This is a genomic window from Acidobacteriota bacterium, assembly GCA_018001935.1.
Classification (GTDB): Bacteria; Acidobacteriota; JAAYUB01; order JAAYUB01; family JAAYUB01; genus JAGNHB01.
In genome coordinates, this window is record JAGNHB010000011.1 from 36,854 (window position 1) to 61,391 (window position 24,538).

Annotated in this window: 16 protein-coding genes; 12 read left to right on the top strand and 4 right to left on the bottom strand. The window is 68.2% G+C overall.

Annotation, left to right across the window (positions count from 1 at the left end):
* Window positions 1–457: 457 nt before the first annotated feature.
* Entirely contained in the window at window positions 458–1,306 is an 849-nt protein-coding gene (locus tag KA419_06565) for a 4Fe-4S binding protein (protein MBP7865596.1), read from the top strand.
* A gap of 73 nt (window positions 1,307–1,379) precedes the next feature.
* Here the strand turns inward: KA419_06565 and KA419_06570 are convergent, their stop codons facing one another.
* From KA419_06570 to KA419_06580, 3 genes are all read right to left on the bottom strand, one after another.
* Entirely contained in the window at window positions 1,380–2,096 is a 717-nt protein-coding gene (locus tag KA419_06570) for a Bax inhibitor-1/YccA family protein (protein ID MBP7865597.1), read from the bottom strand.
* A gap of 131 nt (window positions 2,097–2,227) precedes the next feature.
* Window positions 2,228–2,548, bottom strand: coding sequence for a hypothetical protein (locus KA419_06575; protein MBP7865598.1), 321 nt, complete (start codon window positions 2,546–2,548; stop codon window positions 2,228–2,230).
* 198 nt (window positions 2,549–2,746) lie between these two features.
* Window positions 2,747–3,979: a M15 family metallopeptidase gene (locus KA419_06580; protein MBP7865599.1), complete on the bottom strand. Its 1,233-nt coding sequence runs from the start codon at window positions 3,977–3,979 to the stop codon at window positions 2,747–2,749.
* Window positions 3,980–4,240: 261 nt separating this feature from the next.
* Here KA419_06580 and KA419_06585 point away from each other — a divergent pair, with 261 nt between their 5' ends.
* The 6 genes from KA419_06585 to KA419_06610 all read left to right on the top strand — a co-directional run bounded on the left by KA419_06585 (window position 4,241) and on the right by KA419_06610 (window position 14,265).
* Window positions 4,241–4,840, top strand: a complete 600-nt coding sequence (locus KA419_06585) for a retroviral-like aspartic protease family protein (protein ID MBP7865600.1) — start codon at window positions 4,241–4,243, stop codon at window positions 4,838–4,840.
* A 154-nt stretch (window positions 4,841–4,994) separates the two neighbouring features.
* A complete protein-coding gene (locus KA419_06590) occupies window positions 4,995–8,312 on the top strand; it encodes a CHAT domain-containing protein (GenBank protein MBP7865601.1) in 3,318 nt (1,105 codons plus the stop codon).
* Between the two features lie 174 nt (window positions 8,313–8,486).
* Complete coding sequence (locus tag KA419_06595; GenBank protein MBP7865602.1) at window positions 8,487–8,999, top strand: hypothetical protein; 513 nt, start codon at window positions 8,487–8,489, stop codon at window positions 8,997–8,999.
* A complete protein-coding gene (locus KA419_06600; protein MBP7865603.1) occupies window positions 8,996–10,447 on the top strand; it encodes a B12-binding domain-containing radical SAM protein in 1,452 nt (483 codons plus the stop codon). Before KA419_06595 ends, KA419_06600 begins: the two co-directional genes overlap by 4 nt.
* Window positions 10,448–10,553: 106 nt before the next feature.
* Window positions 10,554–13,295 (top strand): insulinase family protein, encoded by a 2,742-nt coding sequence (locus KA419_06605; GenBank protein MBP7865604.1) that lies wholly within the window; start codon window positions 10,554–10,556, stop codon window positions 13,293–13,295.
* A 382-nt stretch (window positions 13,296–13,677) separates the two neighbouring features.
* Window positions 13,678–14,265, top strand: a complete 588-nt coding sequence (locus KA419_06610; protein MBP7865605.1) for a hypothetical protein — start codon at window positions 13,678–13,680, stop codon at window positions 14,263–14,265.
* Here KA419_06610 and KA419_06615 read toward each other — a convergent pair.
* Entirely contained in the window at window positions 14,262–16,112 is a 1,851-nt protein-coding gene (locus KA419_06615; GenBank protein MBP7865606.1) for a hypothetical protein, read from the bottom strand. The genes KA419_06610 and KA419_06615 overlap by 4 nt on opposite strands.
* A 323-nt stretch (window positions 16,113–16,435) precedes the next feature.
* Between KA419_06615 and KA419_06620 the strand changes: the two genes are divergently transcribed.
* The 5 genes from KA419_06620 (at window position 16,436) to KA419_06640 (ending at window position 24,531) form a co-directional block, all read left to right on the top strand.
* On the top strand, window positions 16,436–16,906 hold the full coding sequence (locus tag KA419_06620) for a hypothetical protein (GenBank protein ID MBP7865607.1): 471 nt from the start codon (window positions 16,436–16,438) through the stop codon (window positions 16,904–16,906).
* A gap of 231 nt (window positions 16,907–17,137) precedes the next feature.
* Window positions 17,138–19,663, top strand: a complete 2,526-nt coding sequence (locus KA419_06625; protein MBP7865608.1) for a GtrA family protein — start codon at window positions 17,138–17,140, stop codon at window positions 19,661–19,663.
* A gap of 155 nt (window positions 19,664–19,818) precedes the next feature.
* On the top strand, window positions 19,819–21,030 hold the full coding sequence (locus KA419_06630; protein ID MBP7865609.1) for a phosphoesterase: 1,212 nt from the start codon (window positions 19,819–19,821) through the stop codon (window positions 21,028–21,030).
* A gap of 102 nt (window positions 21,031–21,132) precedes the next feature.
* On the top strand, window positions 21,133–21,576 hold the full coding sequence (locus tag KA419_06635) for a hypothetical protein (protein MBP7865610.1): 444 nt from the start codon (window positions 21,133–21,135) through the stop codon (window positions 21,574–21,576).
* Window positions 21,577–21,759: 183 nt separating this feature from the next.
* Window positions 21,760–24,531: a SpoIIE family protein phosphatase gene (locus KA419_06640; GenBank protein ID MBP7865611.1), complete on the top strand. Its 2,772-nt coding sequence runs from the start codon at window positions 21,760–21,762 to the stop codon at window positions 24,529–24,531.
* The last annotated feature ends 7 nt before the right edge of the window (window positions 24,532–24,538 follow it).

Sequence of the window (24,538 nt, forward strand, 5' to 3'; positions counted from 1 at the left end):
GGAGATGGACTCAATTCAGGGTGCGTTTCCTCCCCCCGTTGCCGCGTTCCGGGGGCGGCGACGCGGGCGCCCGGAACGAACGGCACGCTGCACGTTCATGGCTGGCGCCCGCGTCTTGCCCCCGGCTGGGACGCCCCCTCCCCTTTGGGGAGGGTCAGGGCCCTCGAAGTGCCAACCCCGGTAGGGTTACGCGAACGTCCGATCCCGGTAGGGCTCCGCGAACGCCCGATCCCGGTTGAGGCGCTCGAGCGGGCGATCCCGATCGGGGGCCGCGAACGCCCGATCCCGATTTGATTTATACCCCCCCCGATTCCCCGAAGGGGAAAGGCGTTTCAGCCCGGGGCAAGCCGCGGACGCCGGGGAACTCAGGCACAAGCGCGAAAAAGTGACGGGCGTCCGCGGCGCCGCCCCGGGGACAAGACGTAGAATGGAGGGAGTTCAAGCTCAGGAGCGGGTCATGTGCGAATTCTGCATCAAGCACGGCGAGGGGGAGAAGTGGTATCTCCAGGCGAAGAACTACGCGGAGGACCTCCTCTCCGACATGAAACGACGCCGGATGATCGAAGGGTTCTCCAAAATGGACATCGGCACGATCCGGGAGAAGATCGGCCAGTTGGACCGCCTGCACCGGATGCCTGCCTTCGTCCGCCGGGTCATTACCCGGCGGATCACGAAAAAAATGAAAAAGCAGCACTTCGGCCAGGTGGTGCCCATCGAGGAGATCGAGCGCATCCTCGGCTTCGTCAACTCCATCGTCAGGGTGGGCTGCATCTGCCGGAAGATCGGCACCGGCAAGGAGCAGCGTTTCTGCTATGGCGTCAGCATGGGGCCCAACGGGGGCGAATTCGCCAAATTGTTCAAGGAGATCAGCCCCGATTTCCTTTCGGGTCCCGACGCCCTTTCAACCGAAAGCCTGACGAAGGAGGAGGCCTTGTCCGCGATGAGGGAGCACGAGAAGGAGGGCCTGTGTCACACGGTCTGGACCTTCCGGACACCCTTCATCGGAGGGATCTGCAACTGCGACCGGGCCGACTGCCTGGCCCTGAAGACGACCCTCACCCACGGGATCACCACCCTGTTCCGGGGGGAGTACGTGGCCGAGGTCGACCCCGAGGCCTGCGTGGGGTGCCGGGCCTGCATGCGGGTCTGTCAATTCGGGGCCATGGCCTACAGCGCCGGGGAGAAGAAAACGGTGGTCGACCGACGGCACTGCTACGGTTGCGGGATCTGCCGCTCGGTCTGCCCGAAAAACGCCATCGTGCTGCATGACCGCGCCGACACGGCCGACGTGGCGGAAGTGTGGTGAGGCGGTCCCCGCGAGAGTAAGGGGACGAGTCGGTTCAGCCTCACGCGAATGCGCGCGGTTCAGGGCTTCCGGTTCAGTCTCTCCGCCCGCCCATGAAGCGGAGGATGAACAGGAAGAGGTTGATGAAGTCGAGGTAGAGGGTCAGGGCGCCCAGGATGGCGGCCGACTGGGCCACGGATCCCTCGGCGCCGACGGAGGCGGACATCTGCTTGAGCTTGCGGGTGTCGTAGGCCGTCAGCCCCGTGAAGACGATGATGCCCACGCAGTTGATGACGAACTCCAGCATGTTGTTCCGCCAGAAGAGGCTGACCAGCATGGCCACCACGAGGCCGGTGAGCCCCATCGTGCAGAATGCCCCCAGGCCGTCCAGCGAGCGCCGGGTGGTCAGCCCGAAAAGCGACAGGGCGCCGAACATGGCCGCGCAGACCAGGAAGGCCGAGGCGATGGACTCCTGGGTGTAGACCAGCAGGATGACGGAGAGCGTCAGGCCGTTGAGCAGCGAATAGACGATGAACAGGAGGGACGCCACGGCGGGGGAGAGGCGCCGGATCATCGCGGAGATCACCAGCACCAGGACGAGTTCGCCGATGATCAGGCCGAAGAAGACGGCCTGGTTCCCGACGACCGCCCGGAGCAGCCCGGGCTCCGAGACGGTGTAGTAGGCCATGAGGGCGGTGAGGGCCAGCCCGAAGAACATCCAGCCGTAGACCCGCTGCAGGAAGCGGCGCGACGCCTCGGCCTGCTCGAAGGTCCCGACCGCCGGGTAGGGATTTTCGTAGGGGTTGTGCATGTGGGCCTCCGGTTGCATTTTTCCGCCCCTCGACCGAGGGACGGATGCAGGATACCATGCCCGTCAAGCGGGCCCGTCGGTTTGCCGCCGCCGGCTGCGGCCGCGGGGAAGGGGCTCTGGACGGGGCCGGCTCAGGGCTCCATGAACGTCAGGGCGCCTTCGAGGGCCGTGTAGTCGTCGAAGTTGCGGATGTCCGGGAACGCGCTGATGTGGCTGATCTTGGAAAAAGGAATGAACACCTGCGTCCGGGCGAACTCCACGTCCCCGGTCTTCTTGTTGGAGAGCGGGAACTGGTTGTGTTCAAAAAAGATGCCCTTGTCCTCGACCCCCGTGAGCTTCACGAAGATGAGGCGCGTGGGCCCCGGGGGCTCGAAACCCGTCACCACGAGCTTCTCGGTGAAGCCAATGTAGATGAACGAGCCGACCATGTCTTCCAGCTTGATGCCCGCCATGTCTTTTCCTCCAGGGTCTGTCTGCCCCCATTGTACACGCCGCGCCGCGGCTCCGCAACGCCTATCTCGCCGGGTGCCCCGGCAGGGTTGACTCCGAAACGCAGCCACCCCCGCACCGTTCGCGAAAGCCGCACGCCCGGGGGGAAGGGAATCCATGGATGTCAAGCTTCGTGTTGCTCGTGAGTTGAACGTCCCTGCTCAGTGGCCCCGGGCGTCGAGGGCTTCGAAGGTGTCGTTGGCGATGGGGTAGGGCTTGGGGGCCTGGTAGTCGAAGTGCCACCACTCCGCCTCGTAGACCTTGAAACCCTCCGTTTCCAGGACGCAGCGGAGCAGGTCCCGGTTCCAGCGTTCCAGGCCGGTCCCCCCGGTGTAGTCGACGGCGGCGCGGGGGGAGAACTCGTCGTACCCGCTGGGAAAGGGAACCGGTTTCCCCGTGCTCAGGTCGTAGAGGGAGACATCCACGGCGGTGCCCCGGTTGTGGCGGGACCCCCTGGCCGGGTCGGCGACGAATTCCCTCTGGTGGTCGGGGGTCGCGTCCCAGAACATCTTCGTGACGGACCAGGGCCGGTAGGCGTCGTGGATGATGAGCCCCAGCCCGTGAACCTCGAACCGCCGGGCGGCCCGGGCGAGGGCTTCCGTCACCGGGCGCTGAAGGAAGGCCCGGGCCGCGGGGTAGAAGGAAGCCCCGACGAAGTTGTCGGGGGTGGCGTAGCGGATGTCCAGGCGGACGTGGGGGACGAACTTTTCCGCGTCCACCCAGTCGGGGGTCGCGAAGGCGCCCGTCTCGACCGGGGGCGTCGCGGCGGCCGCTTCCCGGCGCAGGTCCTCCACCGGGCGCCGGGGGGTGATCCGGAAGGACCCGCCGCTCTCGGGGCCGAGGAAGTGCCGGGTGAACACCGCCTCTCCCAGGAGGCACTCCGCGGCCAGGCCCCGCCGGTCGCGGCGGAACTTCACTTCCATGGGTTGGAAGGCGCCCGGCATGCGGAGGCGGAAGCGGCCCTTGCCGGCGTCCTCCAGGAGGAACTCCCCCGTGAAGCGGGGCGGGGGGACGCGCTCCCCCTTCTTTCGGCCCGGGGTCTCCTTCGCTTTCTCCGACCCGGGGCCGGCTGACGGGGGGTGCGTGACGGCAGGGCTCCCGGGCGCCGGCCCCCCGGGGGCGGGCGGGGTGCCGCCGGCCAGCGAGACCAGGACGAGCCGGCCGTCCCGCTCGAGGACCCGGACCGAGACGTCCTCGAGGGTGTAATCGCCCGGAAGGCCGACCCACTCCTCCCGGGGCGGGGCCGGTTTCACCCGGGCGGGGCAGGGGACGGGCAACGTCCCCCGGATCGTTACGCCGGCCGGCGCCAGCACCCGGGGTCCGCTGATGGCAGGGGCCGAGAGCGCCCAGAGGACGAGGCCGAATCCGGCCCACTTTCCGACGAGGTTCTTCATCGTGTTCACTCCTGTCGTAACCCCGGGTTCCCGCCCTGCCGGAACGTTCCTCCCCAGGCGGCCGAGGGGGGCGTTGCGAGCGGGAAGCCCCTGCCGCCGGCCCCCGCGAACGCCCCCGGCCGTCCGGGGACGGGGGCAAGCGCCGGCGGAACGCTTCACACTCTAGCACAGACGGGGCCCTCGACGGAAACCATGATATAATCAAAGTCGTCGTCAACGCCCCATGCCCGGGAGGCATTGACGGACTTCCGGGAGGATCCCATGAAGCGAGCCTTTGCCGCCCTTTTTTCGCTCACCCTGTTCAGCCTCGCGGTCGCCCCTGCCCAGGACAAGCCTGCCGCCGACCCCAAGCCCGCGAAGCCGGTCCCCCTCCTCAGTCTCGAAGGGGCCCCGGAGCCCAGCCCGTACACTTCAACGGTCCACGCGCCGTCCGCGTCGAAGGCGGCGGACCCGAAGGCGTCCGCTTTCTACATTCCGTTCATCCGACTCCCCAACGGTCTACTGGCCGTGATGGTCCAGTTGAACGGCCGGAAGAGCGTCCCCTTCGTCTTCGACACGGGGGCGTCCGTGGTGACGGTCAGCGGCAGTGTGGCCGAGAGCGCCGACATCGAGATCGACAAGACCTCGGACATCCCCGTGGGGACCGCTTCCGGGAGGGTCATCTGTCACCCGGGGAAAGTAGAGTCTCTGAGCATCGGCGACCTCACCCTGGAGAACGTCCTGGTCCTGGTCAACCCGAAGTCCGACTACAACCTCTTCGGGCAGAACCTGATCTCCGATTACAGCTACACCATCGACAACAAGCGCCAGGTGATCATCCTCGTCCCCCACTCGGTGGCGACGGCACCCTCCCCGCGATGAGGCGTCCCCCGCTCACCTTTTCTTGTCGGCAGAGGTGATCATGAGAATGCTGCGATCGCCTTTGCACGTTTTTTCCCTGTTCGTGTTGACGACAATGCCCGTTCAGCCTGCCGACGATCCGGGGCCGACGCCTTGCCGGCTTCCAGGTTTTGTCGTGGATTCCCTTCGCCGGGACTCCGCTTTGACCGCGGCCGGGTTGCGCCCTGGCGACGTGATCCTGTCCTGGGAACGGCCTCCGGTGCCCCCGGGCGGGTCTGGGGCCGCCTCCGGGGAACTGGGCGCCCCGTTCGACTGGCAGGAGGCCATCGTGGAGGTGTGGCCCCGGGCCGCCGTCAGCCTGAGGGGCCTGCGAGACGGAGCCGAACTCACCTGGAATGTCGGTTTGGGTCGACCGGATGCAAAGGTCCATCCGCGCCTGGCTCCCCCGGTCGAGGAAGAGCTTTCGGCCGCCCTCGCCCTGTCACGAAAAGGCGATCTGGCGGGCGTCGCTCGTTTGATCAGGCTGGCCCGGCTCTCCAGCGAAACCGGGGAGCGGGAGCTGGCGGCATGGCTGTGGTTGGAGGCCGCCGCGGGGGATACCCTGGGCAAGCGATACGACGCCGCGCTCGATCGCGTCCGTGACGCCCGCCAGGTGCTTGGCGCCCCGCTCTCTTCAGCGGCACTGGTCGCCCTTACCCTCGCCGAGGCCGCGGTGTGGCTCGATCGGAAAGACTACCCCCGCCAGGCGCAGGTCCTGGGCGCCGGGCTCGACGCCCTGCAGGAGCGGGGTGAGGCCGGGTTGGACACCGCCCTCCTGCTCCGCGAGTTGGGGATCGCCAATTGGCAGCAGGGTCGCCTCGCGGAAACCATCGCGGCGTTCGAGAGGTCCCTGGCGCTGCGCGAGCGAGGGGCCCCCGGGGGGTTCCTGTATGCGGAAATCTGTTCCAACTACGGTCTGGCCCTCTGGAAGCGGAGCGACCTGGATGCCGCGCAACAAATGATCGAACGGGGGATTGCCATCCTCGAAACGCTCCCGGGCGTCGAACTGGATCTCGCCCGATCGCTCAACAACCTCGGGCTGATCGCCTGGAACCGGGGCGACCTCCCCGAGGCGGAGGCCATCTTCAACCGGGCGCTCCGGCTCAAGGAGACCCTGGACCCGGGGGGCCAGTCCTCGGCCTTCACCCTCAACAACCTGGCCAACGTCGCCAAGGATCGCAGCGATCTCGGGACCGCGGAAAACTACCTCCGCCGGGCCCTGGAAATCTTCGAGCGGACGGGCGCGGACCCCATCGCCCTCTCCGGCGTCGTGGACAACCTGGGGACCATCCTCTTTCTCCGCCAGGACTTCGACGGGGCGCAGGGGTTTCTGGAGCGGGCCCTGGAGATCCGGGAAAACGCCACGAAGGACTCCCTGGAGACGGCCAACAGCCTGAACAACCTGGGGAGCCTGTCCTTCGACCGGGGCGAATTGTCGAAGGCGGGGGAGTACTTTCAACGGGTGCTGGAGATCCGGAACCGGCTGGCCCCCGAATCCCTGCATGTGGCCAGTGCCGAGCTGACCCTCGGCCGGCTGGTGATGGTCATGGGGAAACTCGATGAAGCCGAGCGGCGTTTTCTGCATGCCAAGGCCATCTATGAACGGTTGGCGCCCAGGTCCCATCACATGGGCGAGGTGCTGGCCCGCCTGGCCGAACTGCGCGAACGCCAGGGCCGGGAGGAAGAGGCCCTGGCGCTCCTCCGTCAGGTCCTCGAAATCCGGCGGGTTTCCTGCCCGGGCGGGATCTGGGAGGCCATGGCCTGCGCGGAGCTGGGGAAGCTCAACCGCGCCCTCTCCCGGACCGCGGAGGCCCTCTCCTTCCTGCGCCGTTCTGTCGACTGCCTCGAGTCACAGATCGGGCGGCTCGGCGGGACCGAGGAGGCGAGAGGGGAATTTCGGGCCGCCTATGAGGGTTACTACCACCAACTCATGGATCTCCTTGTAGAGCGAGGGGATACTGAGGAGGCCTTCCGGGTTTACGAGCGGTCCCGGGCCCGGCATCTCCTTTCGCTCCTCTCCCAACGGGAACTCCGGTTCACCGCGGACCTGCCGGAAGACCTCGACCGGAAGCGGCGCCGCGTGGACCGGGAATTCGCCGGGGCCCTCGAGGCGATGACGCGCCTGGACCCCGACAAGGACCGGGAGAAGTTCGCAAGTCTCCGGGTCCGCCTCGACACCCTGGAGCGCGAGCGGGAGGCGGTGCTGGCCCGGATCCGCACGGTCAGCCCCCGGTTGGCGGCCCTGCAGGAGCCCCGCCCCCTGGACGCGGCGGGGGCGGTGAAGGCCCTGGACGAGGGCCGTCTCCTGCTGGCCTACAGCGTGGGGGAGGACAACACCCTCGTCTTCTCCCTCTCGCGGCGGACCGGGCTTCACGCCTACCGGGTCGGCCTGGGGCGGGAGGCCCTGTCGGACCGAATCCTGGACTTCCGGTCCCGGGTCCGCTCCGCCGTGGAGGGGGCGTGGAGCCCCGAGGCGGCCTGGGCGGTGGCGACGCGGCTCTCCGAAGCCCTTCTCGGCCCCGCCCTGGGGGACATCGCCGCCAACGACCGCCTGCTGGTGGTCCCGGACGGTCCCCTGCACCTTCTCCCCTTCGACGCGCTGGCGGTGGACGCGCGCACGGCCCGGGGCCCAGCCCTGGGCAGCGGCCGGAAGCGGGCCTGGCTGGTGGAGTGGAAACCGCTGCTCTACGCCGCCTCCGCCACCGTCTTCGCGGAACTGCGGGCGCGACAGGCCGGCCGGGTTGCCGGTTCGCCCGGCCTCACCGCCTTCGGCGACCCCCGTTACCCGGTGTGGGGCGCGTCGGATCGCCCCCCCGTTCCCGCGTTGCGGGGGCTGCGGGGGGCCATGGCCCCGCTCCCCTGGTCCGGCGTGGAGGTCTCGGCGGTGGCCGGCGCCTGGAAGGGCGCCGCCGCCACCTACACCGGGGACGCGGCCACCGAGAGACAGGCCCGCCAGGCCGCACCCGGCACGCGCCTCCTCCACTTCGCGTGCCACGGCCGCGCGGACGGGCGCTTCCCGCTGAACTCGGCCCTCCTGCTCAGCATCGGGAAAGCGGACGGGCCCGCGGAAGAGGACGGCGTCCTCCAGGCCTGGGAAATCATGGAGGGGATGCGGCTGGACGCCGACCTCGTCACGCTGTCGGCCTGTGACACCGGTCTGGGGAAGGCGGCCGGCGGCGAGGGGATGATCGGCCTGACGCGGGCGTTCCAGTACGCCGGTGCGCGGACGGTGGTGGCGTCCCTGTGGGAGGTCTCCGACGACGCCACGGTGGAGCTGATGCGCGGCTTCTACCGTCAACTGCGCCGGGGCCGCCCCGTGGACGACGCCCTCCGGGAGGCCCAGGTCCGGATGATCCGGAAAGCCCCGCCCCGGCCGGGCCCGGACGGCACCGTCCCGCCGGACCGCCGCGCCCCCTTCTTCTGGGCCGCCTTCGGCGCCTACGGGGGGAGGTAGTCTCTCCGGGCTGCGTATCCCTGCGGTGCCTTCGCGGCGGGAACGCACTTGCGAAGCGGCGTCTTCTTCCCGGGTCGGGCGTACGGCCGTGACGCCCGAAGGTGGTTGCCGATATTCCTCACCCGAGGCATTTTCCGTTTCACTTCACGGCCGATCTGCGCTATCCTGAAGTTTATGAAAACAACTACGCCTTCAGCGACACTTCGTGAAAACCCCCGTTCCGACCACAACAACATCCGAATCGGGATCTTCCTGATCCTGATCGGGTCCATCTTCGCCGCGGAGACCTATTTCCGGGTCCACATCCTCTACCGCTTCTGGCCGCTCGTCCTGACGGCCTGGGGTTGCGGCTTCATCGGGATCTACCACCGCCGGGAACGCCGGGAGGCCGCGTTCCTCGGATTGGGGCTCTACGTCATCTTCTTCAGCCTGTTCAGCCTCTACTTCACCTTTTCCGGGTGGGAGTCCCTCGCCCGACTCTGGCCGGCCTACATCGGGTTTCTCGGGGCGACCTTCCTCCTCCTCTTCCTATTCCACCGGAACCGGAGGATCTATCTGCTCATCGGGATGTTCCTGGGGTGCGTCTGCGTGGCCTTCTTCCTCGTCTTCTACCTCTCGGGCGACCTCTGGTGGACCACCTTCATCCTGGTGGGGTTGAGCGTCCTGGCTTTCGGACGCTCGCGATGAAACCCCTTTCCATCACGTTCATCGAGCCCCGGGGACGGCAGGCCAACGTCTTCGAGTACTCCATGAACCTGCCGCTGATGGGGAGCCTGATCCTGGGGACCATCCTGTCCCGTGCCGGGCACCGGGTGCAGATCCTCAACGAGAACATCCTGTGCGCCCCCGTCGACCCGCTGGACCTCGACGCCGAGATCGTCTGCCTCTCCTGCCTGACCCTCAACGCGAACCGGGGGATGGATCTGGCGCGGGCCATCCGCCTGAACCATCCCCGCACGCGCATCCTCATCGGGGGAATCCACGCCTCCCTGGTGCCCGAGGACTTCCTGGACCTGGCCGACCAGGTCGTGACGGGGGAGGGGGAAAGCGTCATCCTGGATGTGGTGGAGGGGCGCCTCACCGACCGGGTCGTGCACGGCAAGCCGGTGGATGACCTCGACACGCTCCCGGTGATTGACTACAGCCTCCTGAAGGGGGCGGAGTCCATGAGGGTCATCCCCATGATGACCTCCCGAGGGTGCCCATTCGATTGCAATTTCTGCACCGTCACCCGCATTTTCGGACGTCGTTACCGGAAGCAGTCCCCGGAACGCATCCTCGCCGAGCTGCGCAACGCGCTCGCCTTCTTCAAGGGGCGGAACGTCTTCTTCTACGACGACAACCTGGCCGTGGACGTCCCCCGGCTCGACGCCCTCATGGAGGGCATAACAGCCGAGAACATGGGGATCAGCTGGAGCGCCCAGGTGCGGGCGGACATCGCCCGGGACCCCGAACTCGTGGCCCGGATGTACCGATCGGGGTGCAACCGCGTCTACATCGGTTTCGAATCCATCGACGACCAGAGCCTCAAGGCCCTTCACAAGTCGCAGACAAGGGCGGACGTCGAGCGGGCCGTCGCCGTGATCCACGAACAGGGGATCCAGATCCACGGGATGTTCATCTTCGGGGAGGACCACGACACCACCGACAGTTTCGCCCGGACCGCCGATTTTGCCGTCCGGCACGATGTCGATACGGTCCAGTTCATGATCCTGACGCCCTTCCCGGGCACACGGATCTACGAGAAGTTCGAGGCGGAGGGGCGGCTGCTCCACCGGAACTGGGACTACTACGACGGCATGCACGCCGTTTTCCTCCCGAAGGGGCTGTCCCCCCTCGAACTCCAGCAGGGCGCGCTGCTCGCGCACCGGCAGTTCTACTCGGTGGACCGTTCCCTCTGCGACATCGTCGACCTCGTTTGCCGGATCGGCTACGACGCCCTGGTGTGGAACTTCCGGCAGGCCATCTACTACGACCCCGACAACTTCATCCTGAAGGTGGGCGCCCGTTTCATCATCAGCCGTTTCGAGAAGCTGAACCGGTCGTATTTCCGCTACCTGGGGACTTCCCCGCCGCCGCTCCCCGCGTCCCTCCCCCCGGACCCCGGAGGGCCCCCGGAGAAAAGCCGGGAGTGAGCGCCGGGTTTGCCCCCTCCCGCGATGCCCGCCGAAGCGTCACCGGGCCGAAACAATGTTTCCCGTCGTGCGTAACAGACGGTCTACCTTTCGTTCAGGAGTGCCCATGATCAAGACCCTGATCCTCGTCGCCCTGGCGGGCAGCCTGGCCGGCGCGGCCTTGTGCGCGCCGCCCAACCCGCTCCCCACGGTCAACGTCGAGCAGTACCAGCTGTCCAACGGTCTCACGGTCTTCCTGGTGGAGGACCACACCCTGCCCATCGTGGCGGTGAACATCAACTACAGGGTGGGGTCCAAGAACGAGAAGCCCGGCCGCACCGGCTTCGCCCACCTCTTCGAGCACATGATGTTCCAGGGCTCGAAGCACTGGAACGACGACTTCTTCAAGCCGCTGCAGGAGATCGGCGGCGAGGTGAACGGCGGCACCAACACGGACCGAACCCGGTACTGGACCCTGGTTCCCGCGGGCTACCTGGAGCGCGCTCTCTGGCTGGAGGCCGACCGCATGGGGTTCCTGCTGGAGGCCATGACGCCGGTCCGCCTGGCCAACCAGGTCTCGGTGGTCCAGAACGAGCGCCGCCAGAACTACGACAACCGCCCTTACGGGACGGTGATGGAGAAGATGGCGGCGGCCGCCTTCCCGCCGAACCACCCCTACAGCTGGCTGACCATCGGCGCCATGGCGGACATCCAGGCCGCCACCCTGGACGACGTCCGGGAGTTCTTCCGGGCTTACTACACCCCCAACAACGCCAGCCTCTGCGTGGCGGGCGACTTCAAGCCGGAAGAGGCCAAGGCACACATCCGGAAGTACTTCGGGGATATCCCTCCCGGCCCGCCCGTCTCGAAGATCGGGCGGTGGGTCCCCCGGCTCGAGGGCGAGATCGTCCTGGACATCCAGGACCGGGTCAAGCTCCCCCGGGCCTACCTCTCCTGGTTCACCACCCCGCGCTACGCCGGGGACGAGGCCGCCCTGACGGTCTTCGCCCGGGTCCTCGGGGACGGGAAGACCTCCCGGCTTCACCAGGCCCTGGTCCGCGACCAGCAGCTGGCCCAGGATGTCACCGTCAACCACAGTGCCCTGGAGATTTCGGGGAGTTTCCTGGTGACGCTCACGCCCCGGCCCGGGCACACCCTGGACGAGGTGGAGGCCGCGGCCCTCGCCGTGCTGAACGACACCCTGCAAAACGGCATCACGGCGGAGGAACTCGGGCGCGTCCAGGCCGACGAAACCGCGCGGGCCCTGCGCGGCATGCAGCGGGTCGGCGGGTTCGGCGGCATCTCGGATTCCCTCAACGAGTACTACCACTACCTGGGGAAGGCCGACATGTTCCAGTGGGACCTGCAGCGCTTCCTCGACCTGACCCCGGAGTCCGTCACGGCCGCGGCGCGGAAGTACCTGGGGCCCGACCGGGTCCGGGCCCGGGTCAGCCCCATGCCGGACCTGAAGGCCGAAACGGCGGGGGCCGCCACCGAAACCGAACGGGAGAAGGTGCCCGGCAAGGCCGCCGGGGAGCCTTTCCGTTTTCCCGCCCCGGAGCGTTTCCGCTTGGCGAACGGGCTGGAGGTCGTCCTCGCGGAGCGGCACAAGCTGCCCCTGGTGACCCTGGCGGTGGTGATCAAGTCCGGGTCGGCCAGTGACCCGGCCGGCCGCGCGGGGCTGGCCGACCTGACGGCGGCGCTCCTGGCGGAGGGCGCGGGCGGAAAGTCCTCGAAGGACTTCGCCGAGGCCCTGGAAGGGAAGGGGGCCCGCCTGAGCATCGCCACCGAGCGGGACGTCACCAAGGTCTCCCTCTCGACGATGAAGGACCGCCTGGGCGAAACCCTGCCGCTCCTGGCCGACGCCGTCATGCGCCCCGACTTCCCCGACGACGAGCTGGACCGCGAGCGCAAGGCCCGCCTGGTCCGCCTGATGCAGCAGCGGGACCAGACCGCGCTGCTGGCCCAGTCCGCCCTGCTCGGCGTCCTGTTCGGGGGGCACCCCTACGGCCACCCGAGCCTGGGGACCCCCGAAGGCCTCACGGCCGTCACCCTGGAGGACGTCCGCGCGAATTACGCGGAGCGTTTCGGCCCCGCCCAGGCCGTGCTGGTGGTGGCGGGGGACCTGACCCGGGCCGAGTTGGAAAAGGCCCTGGCGGGCAACCTGGCGGCGTGGTCCGCCGGGGCCCGCGCCGGCGCCTCCCTCCCCGAACCGCCCCGGCACCCGGCACGGACCCTCTACATCGTGAACAAGCCCGGCGCCGCCCAGTCCCACATCCTGATCGGCTCGGTGGGCGCCGCCCGCGCGAGCGCCGACCACGCCGCCCTGGAAGCCGCCAACGGCGTGCTGGGCGGCCAGTTCGTCTCCCGCCTCAACATGAACCTCCGGGAGGACAAGGGGTACACCTACGGGTGCCGCTCCCGCTTCACCTACGGGGTGGTCCCGTACCTGTTCTCGGCCTCGGCCCCGGTGCAGACCCGGGTGACCGCCGCCGCGGTCTCCGAGATGGTGAAGGAGATCGCGGGGATGGCCGGGGCCAGGCCCGTCACCGCGGAGGAACTCGCCTTCGCACGGGGCAGCCTGGTGGACGGGTACGCCAGGGACTTCGAGACCCTCGACCAGATCGTCTCCCGGATCGCCGACCTGGCGCCCTACGGGCTGCCGGACGATGAGCTGGAGACCTGGCCCGCCCGCGTTGGGGCCCTGACGCCGGACCTGGTGAACGCCGCGGCGCGGAAGCACCTCCACCCCGACCAGTTGGCCATCGTGGTGGTGGGCGACAAGGCGGCCATCGCGGCCGACCTGGCCAGGCTCGACCTCGGCCCGGTGGTGGAAGTGGACGAGCAGGGGCGCCCGGTGGCCCGATAAAGGACATCAAGGACCCAAAGGACCCAAAGGACATAAAGGACGGCAGGCCCGAAACGGAAAAACGCGGTTGGAAAGGAACCGGGTCTTGCCCATGCCGTCTGGGTCTCTTTAAATCCATTTCAGTCCTTTTGGTCGTTTTGGTCCTTTAGGTCCTTTTGTCCTTTCCCGCCGGCGTGGGAAGGGCGGCCCTGGGTGATGCCCGCCGCCCCCAACGCAGTCACTATAGTAAGGGAAGGGTTTACAGGCTCTTCCCCGTTCGCTTTCCGGCTTTTTCGTTCGACTTCCGTGTTTTCTCAAAATCGGCGATATCGGCCGGGCGTCCGAACCGGGCCCCCATGATGACGTATCACCAACCATTCGGATCGGAGGTGGATAAATCGCCATGTTGAAAAAGGTTATCGCGAGGGGTTCGACGATTTTCCTTCTGACGTTGTGGGCCCTGGCCGGCGGGATGCCGACGGAAACGGGCGCCCCTGCCGCTACCGCCGGGGCGGTCTCCCCGGAGCCGCTTCGGGTTTCCCTCGAGGAGTTGACCGCCGGGATCGACGGCTTCGTCGGGAAACGGGTGGTCGTGGAGGGCACGGTCCTCCATCTCTGTTCGGTGGACCGGACGAAGATGAAGCTCGAGGGTGCCGGGGGCGCCGTCGTCCGGGTGGACCCCGTGACCCCGGGACAGGGCTTCGACGCGGGCCTTCTTAAAAAGCGGGTCCGGGTGCTCGGCGTCGTCTCCGAGACCCGCATCGACGCGGCCCGTCTCGACGAACTGGAGAAGCAGACGGCGATCCTGTGTCACGTGGACCGGCAGCCCTGCCGCAGCGCTGGGTACATCGAGCGTTTGCGGGCGGAGGGGAAGGCCGGGGAGCTGTCCGCCAAACAGATCGCGGCGCTGCGGGAGAAGCTCAAGACGAGCGGAAAAGGCTACCTTTCGGTGGTGTCCATCCAGGCCGAAGCGGTGGAGGTCATTCCCTAGTCTCTGTTAACCACCTTCGTGCACTGTTCGTCCGAACAGACTCTTCCCGCCTCGTTGATGGCGTACACGATCCCCTCCTGTTCACCGGTCCCCCGGGCTACGCACCGGAACCGCTTGCCATTAGCCTCGAGGGAGTATCGGAACCCGTCGATCACCGGGTCTGGGTCTCTGAAACGGTCATCGAGGCGGTCCCTGGCCACCAGTTCGGCGAAAGTCCCGTAGGACCCTTTCTTGAAATTCTTTTCCCTGAAAGCCTCCTCCGCCATATAGATGTACTGGAGCATCGCCAGGGTGGCGGTTTCCCGGGCCATCCGTTGCGATTCGACGATGCTCTTCCCGGCGATCAGGGTGAGCGCTCCGGGGAGCATGAACCGTCGGCCCGAGATCTCCGCGGACAGTCGCAACCCTTCCTCCTTCCGCATGCACCGCCAGAAGATGCCCGCTTCCCTGGGGATGGCCAGTGACAGAAGATCGCGCTCGGGTGAAGGAGCGGACGCTCCCAGTACGCCGAAAAGGCCGCCACGGAAGCACTCGGCCGATAGCAGGTCCATCCCGCCGCAGCGGGGAGACCAGCGGGCCTCGGCCGTGCCGATGGCACGACGTATGCGCTCGGAAGGGCCGACGAAAAGAGAATCTCCGCACTGCCCAAAGGCCAGGTTCGGGAGGGCGGCGGAGTACGGGTACAACTTGCCGTTGCCGCAGGGCTCGCCTTCCGGTTTCGCTCCCTTGAACAGGGCATTGACCAGAGATTCCACCACATCGGGACTGGCGAAGCGGCCCACCGCGACGACATCGAAGGAGGACTTTGGGTCCTCCGAAAAATAGACGGCCACTCCTACGGCGAGTTTGCCCCCGACCTTCTCCAGCAGGGCGAGTTCCTCCTGGCCCAGGGAAAAGCGCCTCCCTGCCGGGTCCCGCAGCCTGTCCACCTCTTTCAGGATCACATCCAGGAGCCGGAATGTGTCCGCCGATAGGTCCAGGCTCAATGAGAAAGCGAGGTCGGGCCGATCCAGTCTCGCGATCAGCGGGTTGCAGTCAAGTCCGGACTGGAGAAGCCGGGCAAGAGGGCTGTCGGGATCCAGCGCCAGGTATCCCTCGAGGCGGGAATCCCCGACGGAGAAGGCGGACGCAGCGCAACCCTTCAGCAAAGGGTGTGTGATTTCGGTTCCCGCACCTGCCACGAAACCGGAAAAATACTCCCCCTGGGGCAGGACCTCGGTACTCCGCCTGAACAGGGAGTTGTTCCCGAGCGAATCCTCGGGGGGCAAGGCCATCAGGTCCTTCAGAATCCCGGCGCAGTCAGTGGCCAGCGACCCGGCCATCAAACGGAAGAGGCGACGGTCTCTAAAGACGATGACCGCTATAGTTTGGTCATTGAAGCCCGGTGCCCGGTACGTTTCCAAGGAGGCGTTCGGGTCCCTGACCATTTCGATGCCATATCTTCTGAAATCTTGCCGGACCGTCTCCATCGCCCTTGCCGTGTTGGCCACCCCGAAGGTTTCCAGATACCAGGGGCTCCCTTTCCAGAAACCTGACCCGCGAGTCATCGGCTGGGAAGGGTCGAAACCGGCTGCAAGCCAGGATTCCCGGGTTGAAAGGTCGAATCCCAATCGATCTTTCCATCCTTTCCCCAGGGCTTCCCGGAAAGCGGCTGGGTAGGGTGACCCGATCTCCGCGACAAAGGCAGCGAAGGTGTCCAGGATTGCCCCCGGGTTTTCGAGACAGAAAAAGACCACGGTCTCCTTCGGGTAGACTCGTGCCATCTCCGCCATTCGCAGGGTGGAAGCGAGTTCGGCCCCTTCGGCTCCGGAGACACAGAGGACGGTCAGGAACAAGCGGAGGATCATTCGAATTCGTCGGCAGGAAAGCCGAGCCGTGGACCGGCGGGAAGGAACCGGAGGACCGCCGGGGAGTCTCAGGATATCGTTCATTGAACCTCCTGTCGCGAAGGGATTCATGTGGCGACATTCTATCATCGAACTCATCCGAATACCCCGGCGGATTGTCCCGTAACCGACGAGAAGCGCTCCCGTATGGCCCGGCGTCGGGGTTTTCTCTTCCTGCCGATCCCGGAGGATGGTACAATGAAACGGTTGAGATCCCCGGGACGGGGCGGGATGAAGCAGAGTGGGACTCAGAATTCCCGGGGCAGGAAAAGGAGGCATAAAACATGTTCAGCCGTTTGGTTCGGCGGGTGACGGTTCTTCTCCGGGGCTCAGTCTTCCTGGCCCTCTACCTGGGTGCGGCGTCGGCTTTCCTTCCAGCGGCGACGGAGATAGAGATCCGTCGGCACGGGTCGATGTGGGCGGTGGTGGAAGCCGATGGAACCATCCGCATCAACGGCTCCATGGTCGGTCGGTTCGAGGACGACGGCACGGTCCGGAAGAACGGGTCGATGGTGGGTGAGGTGGAGCCGGGAGGCATCATCCGCAAACACGGCTCCATGGTGGGCGAGATCGAACAGGGCGGCACCTTGCGGATCCGCGGTTCGATGAGAGGCGAGATCGAATCGAATGGCACCATCCGCCTGGAAGGCTCGCTGTGGGGCGAGGCCCGGCCCTGCTGCGGCACCTACGCCGACCTGCGGGCGGTAGCGGCGGTGATCGTCTTTTTCACCGGCGAGTTCCTTCCCGCCAAATAACCGGCAACACCGAAGCGCTTTCCGGTTTCGAACCACGAACCATACGAATCGCACGAACAGGACAGGAGGAAAGATCAGTCTGTTGAAGGTTATTTCTTTGCCAGCCTGGATGATCGGTTTGTATTTGGCCCCGACCTTGTTCGTGTGGTTGGTATGGTTCGTGGTTGAAATCCAATTCGTGTTGTTTCCGGACACCATCCGGTCTCGCGCCGCGGTGTGGTCGGAGGGCGCGTGAGCCGGGAACGATTTCGCTGGCTGCTGAAGAACGCCTGGCAGTTCACCCGGTTTGCGTTGGTGGGCGCCTGCAACACGCTGGTCGATTTCGCGGTCACGAACCTGCTGGTCCTGTCCTTCCACCCGCGCACCGGCCTGGGCTACCTTTTCGTCTCCCTCACCGCCTGCGCGGTGGCCACCCTGAACTCCTACTTCATGAACCAGCGGTGGACGTTCCGCACGGCCTCGGGGGAGCCGGCGCGGGGCGCGCTCTCCAAGTTCTACCTCGTGGCGGGGGTCTCCCTGCTGATCAACACGTCCGTGTTCCTCTTCTTCGTCCGCTTCCTGCCGTCCCGCTTTGCCCTGGACGAGCTGGCGGTGGTGAACCTGGCCAAGCTGGCCGGGGTGGTGGTGGCGTTCACCGTCTCCTTCCTGGGTTACCGCTTCGGTGTCTTTCACACCGAGTCGGTGCGGGAGTTCCGGCGGAAGCACGCCTTCGACCTGGAGGGCGGCCCGTCCTTCCTCCGGCAGGGCGTGGTGCTGGTCCTGGGGGCCCTCGCCGCCCGGCTGGGGTACCTGCTCCTGGCGGGAGCGGTGTACGGGCGGGGCGCCGAGTGCGCCGCCGCCGCCCGGACCCTCGCCGCTGGAGGCCTTCTCGACCCGGGCTCGTTCCCCGGCGGGCCCTTCTGCCTCTGGCAGGCCCTCTTCGTCAAGCTCGGGCTCGGGCCGTCCGCCGCCCCCGTCCTGGCGTCGCTGGTCCCCGGCGTGCTGCTGATGCTTCCCGTGGCCTGGATGGCCCGCAGGCTCTTCGGGCCGCGCGCCGCCTGGCTGGCGGGGGCGTTCACCGCCGTGCACCCGAGGCTGGTCGAATACTCCTGCAACGGTTTCCCCGAGGGTTTCTCCCTGCTGTTCTTCACGCTGGCCGTGGCCTCCATCACGGCGCTCCCGGGCCGGGGAGGAGCGGGGTCGGGGATGCGGGCGGGGGCCTCTTTCGGGGTGGCCGCCGCCGTGAGCAGCGAGCTGACCCTCGCCTTCGGGGCCGCGCTCGTCATGGTCCCGTACTACGCCCGAAAGGGCCTCCCGCGGGAGGGTGCGGGGAAGGGGGTCCCGTGGAGGAGGGTGGTCTCCAGCCTCGTCGGGGGGGGCGTCGCGTTTGTCGCGTTGACTTCCATGGCCCGTGCATGGACGGGCGCCTGGCTGCCCCTGCCGGCCGTCGCTTCTCTGGCGGGTTACCCGGCCCGTTTCATGGACATGCTGATGACCCTGCCGGGGGTCGTCCTCACCCCGACGGCCGTCCTGGCCATGATGCTTCCGATCTTTCTGGGGAGGGCCACGGTGATGCGCAACGCCCGGTTGCCGCTGCTGCTCATGCTGCTGTTTCCCGTCCTGTACTATCCCCTCTCGCCCCGCGACCCGGCGCTGCTGCTGCCGGCCCTCGTCCCCCTGCAGATTTTCGGCGCCGCGGGGCTCATGGCCCTGGCCGCCTACACCTCGCGGGAGGTGAAGATCTCCGGCCTCCGTCAGTGGCTGGCGGCGGGCATCCTCGTGTTCTCCGCCGCCGTCTGCGCCTGGCGGGGCCTGGAGGTGGCCCGGTCCTTCCCCGAAACGCCGCCGCCGGCCCGGGCGAAGCCGTCCGCCCGGCTCCGCGGGACGCCTTCCGGGGAGGTGGCCGGGCTCGCCGGGCTTCCGGCCGTTGCAGGCGTTTCCGCGCCGGTCCCGTGGAAGGCCCACGTCCCCGGCCCCGGCGGCCACACCATTCTGGGTGACGTGCGGGTGGTGGCGGGCTTTCCCGGGCCGGGGGGGGAACGCCCCGTGGACCTGTGGGTCCTGCTCCCCGACGGGTACGACGGCTCGAAGACCCGCTACCCCGTCCTCTACGTGTTCGGAGGGCCCGCTGCTTTCGACGCCGCCGCCTCGGCGGAGGGAGAGTGGAACCTGGACGAGACCCTGGCCCTGCTGCGGGCGGCGAAGAAGAAGCGGACGGCCATCGTGGTCTGCTGGGCGCCCTCCGCGGGCCCGGCGGTCTGGGGGGGCGCACCCGCTGCCCGCGAGGAGACGGGCGACCTCCCCCGCTTCGTGGCCGAGAGCCTCAAACCCTCGGTGGACACCGCCTTCCGCACCCGGCCGGAGCGGGAGAGCACGGGGGTGCTGGGCGCCGGCGACGGCAGCTGGCCGGCCTTCGAGACCTGGCTGCGCTACCCGGACCGTTTCGGGCGCGTGGCGGTCTTCTCCCTCCGGGGCGTCCCGGGCCCCGAAACCCTGGAGGCGTACACCGATGGCGCTTCCCGGGGGAGGAAGGGCGCTCGCCTCTACGTTCACCTCACGCCGTCGGCCGCGGCGCTGCCGACGGGCCCGGGCGAGTCCCCGGCCGACGCGGCGGCGAGGTTGCAGCGGGCCCACGACGCGGAGCGCCTGGTCGTCTTCCTGGAAACCCTCGGGTACGGGAAGGGCGAACTCCTGACCGCCGCCGGGGAGGGGGAACCGGACGGGCCTTCCGCCTGGTCCAGAAGGGCCCCCGAGGCGCTGCTCTGGCTGCTGAAGTAGTGGCGCAAGCTTCAGCTTGCGCGAGGGAAGCGGCTGGCCGGGGAGGTGGGGCAGGAAAGCGGGGCCGTGGGGCGATGCGGGGAAGGGGACGCGAGGTGCTGGGGGATCGGGGCACGCCGGCTGAAGCCGGCGCCACCACTGACAGGGAGGATGTCTTGACCGAAAAGTTGTACCAGGCGGATTCATGCCTTCTGGCATTCCGGGCGACGGTCACCCGGGTGGAGGATGCCGGCGACGGGAAAACCCGGGTTTACCTGGACCGCACCGCCTTCTACCCCGAGTCGGGCGGGCAGCCGGCCGACGCGGGGACCCTCGGGGGTTTCACCGTGCTGGACGTGGGGGAGACCGACGCGGGCGAGGTGTTCCACCTCCTCGAGGGCGGGGGGCCGGCCCCGGGGGCTGCGGTGGAAGGCCGGGTCGATGCCGCGCGGCGCTTCGACCACATGCAGCAGCACTCCGGGCAGCACATCCTCTCCGCGGCCTTCTGGGCCGGGGGCGCTTTCCGGACCGTCGGCTTCCACCTGGGGGCCGACGCCGCCACCATTGACCTGAGCCCGCCGACGGCCACCCCGTGCCAGGTCGATGCTGCCTTCGACGCGGCCAACGCCGTGGTCTGGGAGGACCGCCCCGTGAGCGTCAGCTGCCACGACAAGGCGGAGACGGCGGAGTTGGGGTTGCGCAAGCCCACCGTTCGGGAGGGCCTCATCCGGGTGGTCACCGTGGCGGACTGCGACCGGTCGGCGTGCGGGGGGACCCACGTCCGGCGCACCGGCGAGGTGGGGATGATCGCCTTCCTCCGGAGCGAGAAGCTCAAGGACAAGCTCCGCATCCACTTCGCCTGCGGCGGCCGTGCCCACCGCCGCTTCCGGGCCGAGCACCGGGTGATCTCCGACCTGTGCGCCCTGACCACCACCGGCGTCCCGGAACTCGTGCAGCGGGTGAAGTCCCTCCAGACGGACGTCAAGGCCCTGGAGCGCGAGGCCGGCCGCCTGAAGGGGGAGATCCTGAAATCGGGGGTTCCCCGGCTCCTGGCGGAAGCGGTGAAGGTCGGGCCCGCCGCCGTGGTGATATGCGCCCTGGACGAGCCCTCCGCCCAGGCCCAGGCCCTCTGCCGCGCCCTGCTGGAGGCGGGGCGCCTCGTGGCGGCCGTGGTGGGGTCCTCCCGGGACGGCACCCTCTTCCTGGGGCGAACCCCCGACCTGTCCCCCGACCTGACCCGCCTGGCGGCCGCGCTGCGCGAGCGCTTCTCCGGGAAGGGCGGCGGACGTCCGGACCTGGCGCAGGTCGGCAGCCTGGACCCCGGGCGCCTGGGGGAAGCCTTGACTTACTGCGGGGAGTGGCTCGGGAGGGAGATCGGGACGCCGTGACCGGGGGCCGGCCCCGCCGCCGGATGTCGACCTGCGCGGGGTCCCGTTGACAGGCTCACCGGCGCCGTTTACAATGAAACTGTCACTCAAGGAGGCCTGAACATGAAAAGCATCGACGTGTGCAGAATCGCATTGACCGTCCTGGCGGCGCTCGCCCTCGCGGGGTGCGCCGCCGTCCCCGAGACCCCGCCCACCCCCGCCACCGCCTCGTCGGTCCAGCCGGCCGCCGGCGCCCTGCGGGACGCCGGCGTGAGCAACCTCCGGATGATCGTCGCCGCCCAGACCGCCTACTCGGCGAAGATTTCCAACGGGGGGGCCTTCGGGTCCTTCCACGACCTGGTGGCGCAGGGGCACCTCGACAAGCGCTTCGACAGTTCGTCCCCGGAGACGGGCGGTTTCACCTTCACCCTGGAGACGGGCCCCGGGACCTTCAAGTGCGTGGCCAGGGGGCTGGGGGTGAACAAGGACAAGGTCTTCGCCGTGAACCAGACGGGGACCATCTTTTCGGACGAGGCCTGCACCACGCCGGCCTCCGTCGATGACTGATCCTTGACGGGGTCGGAAAAAGTCGGAAAATGGGCGGGAAAGTGTCTGTGAGACGTTTGTTTGAGCCATTACCCGGAGGGTGATGGTACTTCTTGCGACCGTGTCGGCCATGAGGGATTGAGGAACGGGGCGGGCCTCCCCGCGGGGGGGGGCGTCCCTGGCGGACCAGCGGAGGGCACAGGGGTGAGCGGTCGTGAAACGGGAAAGCGGAGGCCGCGGAAAAACGGCGGAAGCCGTCGCGGTTTCCACCTCTTCCTTGCGGTCTGGACGGCGACGCTCGCGGTCCAGGTGGGGATCGTCTGGTCCTCCCTGGCGCTGGACAGCCCCCTTCGGGGGGGCGGGATCGCGCTGGATTTCGGGGCATCGGGCACCACCGTCCGGGACCTGGCCCGGGAATCCCCCTTCCGGGCCGTCGGGCTGAGACCGGGGGACCTTCTTCGGGCCTTCCGGGACGGGAACGGCGAACGGATCCCCGTCCGCGGCCTGCGGGACATCGCCCGTGCCCACCGGGCCCTCCGGTTTGGGTCCCCCTGGGTCATCGAAGTGGAGCGGGAGATGCCGGGCGGGCGGACCGTGACCCTGGAACTCCCGGTGCCTCCCTGGCCCCGTCCGTCGAACTACGTCGCCCGCAACAGCGGTCTCCTCCTGTCGCTTCTCCCGTTTTTCGTCATCAACTTCCTGACGGCGGGCTTCATCGCCATCCTCAAACCCGACGACCGTGCCGCGCGGAACGCCGCCTACCTCTTCCTGAGTTTCTGCGTGCTGGGGTGGGGCGACGCCTCGAACCTCCTGCCCGAGCCCGCCAGCCAGTTCAGCACGCTCGTCTGGATCACCCTCTTTTCCTGCATGAGCGCCTTCTTCCTGCGCTTCTTCCTCCAGTTCCCCTCGCCCTCCCCTGTCGCCGTGCGGTTCCCGTGGCTGATGCGAGCGGCGGCCTGGGTCGGGGCGGTCTTCAGCGTCTGGAACCTCCTGTGGCACTTCCTGCCCTACTACGACGTCCGGGCTTTCGTCCTCTACCTGCGGCCGGTGATCGTCGTCGACTACGTTCTGGACGTGATCTACGTCCTGGCCGCGCTCGCGGGGTTCGCCTCGCTCGTCACGAACATCCGTCGAACCCCCTCCCCCGGGGAGCGCCGCCGCCTGATCGTGCTCCTGTTCTGCGTCGCGGGCCTGCTGCCCTGGCTGGTGTCCTTCCTCATGTCGGCGGTCTTCGGCTACGCCTTCAGCCGGGGCTTCGCCCTCCTGCTGAACCTCCTGCGGATCTTCATCCCGATCTTTTTCGCGTGGGCGGTTATCAAGCACCGGATGTTCGGGGCCCGGGTCATCCTCCGCAAGGGGCTCCGGTTCGCCCTGCTGTCCAACGGGTTCCTCTTCCTGGAAGGGATCCTGGTGTTCCTGGGGCTGTACTACGGGCTGGGGCCAGCGGTGACCCGGACGTTCGGCACCCGGCAGCACGAGTTCCTCCTGGCGGCCACCGCCGGCGCCACCCTGGGCGCCCTCGTCCTGATCGGCCGGGTCAACCGCGGCATGATGCGGGTGCTGGAGCGGAAGTACTTCCGGGAGAGTCACGACGCCCACGAGATCCTCGCGCGCTTCGGCACCGACCTGCGGCGGCACTGCATGCAGCCCGAGCAGGTCTTCACCCTGCTCCTGGGCACGGCCACCCGGGTCTTCCACCCCGCCCGGGCGGCCCTGTTCGTTCGCCTTCGCGAACTGGCGGCGCTCCCCGCCGAATCCGAAGCCATGAAACAGCTGCGGCGGACCGGCGGCAGCAGCCCCGAGACCGCTTTCACCTGCGTGGCGGATGCCCTCCACGACCCGGACGGCACCCTGGAGGTCCGCTGTCCCTCCCCCCTGTCCGGCGACGCGGGGAGGGAGTCCCGAGCCCTCCGGCTGCTCCGGCTCAAGGGGGGCGAGCAGGGTACGCCGCTGACCATCTCCCCGCGGCGGCGGCGCTGGCTCGAGCCCGAGGCCGAAGCGGCCGCGGACCGGGGAGACCCCCTCATCTTCGAGGAGCTGCGAACCCAGTTGATCGTCCCGCTTGTCCGGGAGGAGTCCATGTTCGCGTTCCTCTGCCTGGGGGAGAAGCTGTCCGAGGAGCCCTACTCGCGGGAAGACGCGGAGTTCCTCCAGACCATGGCCCAGCAGGTCTCGGCGACCCTTGACCACGCGGTCCTGATCCTCCAGTCCCGGGAGCAGTCCCAGTTGCTCCGGGAGATGGAGATCGCCCGGCAGGTCCAGTCGAATCTCTTTCCCGCCGCCACCATCCCCATCCCGGGCCTGGATTACGTGGGGACCTGCCGGCCGGCGCGCTACGTCGGGGGAGACTACTACGATTTCCTCCGGGTGGGTTCCTACAAGCTGGCCCTGGCCCTTGGGGACATCGCGGGGAAGGGGGTTTCCGCCGCCCTTCTCATGGCGGGCCTCCAGGCCACCCTCCGGATGCAGGTGGACCTCCAGGGCGACCGGACCGGGGAGATCCTCGGGGAGATCAACCGCCGCTTCTGCACCACCAGCGAGGAGCGCCGCTTCGCCACCCTCTTCCTCGGCGTGTACGACCCCGTCAGCCGGGTCCTGACCTACGCCAGCGCAGGGCACAACCCGCCCCTCCTCTTTCGGGGCGGGGGCGACGGCTCCACTCCGGAGGCGCTGGCCGCCACCGGGCCCCTCCTCGGCGTCGTTCCCGACCTCCGTTACCCCTCCCCCAGCGTCCGCCTTGAACCGGGCGACCTGCTGGTGATCTACAGCGACGGGGTGACGGAGGCCATGAACGACGCGGGGGACCTCTTCGGGGAAGAGGAGTTCGCCCGATTCATCGGGGCGCGTCAGGACCTTCCCCCGGCGCGGCTGGTGGACGAGGTCCTCGCCGAGGTGCGGCGTTTCGTCGGCGCCGCCCCGCAGTCGGACGACATCACCCTCGTCGTCGCCCGCGTGACCTGCGACCCCGTTCCCTGACGGTCCG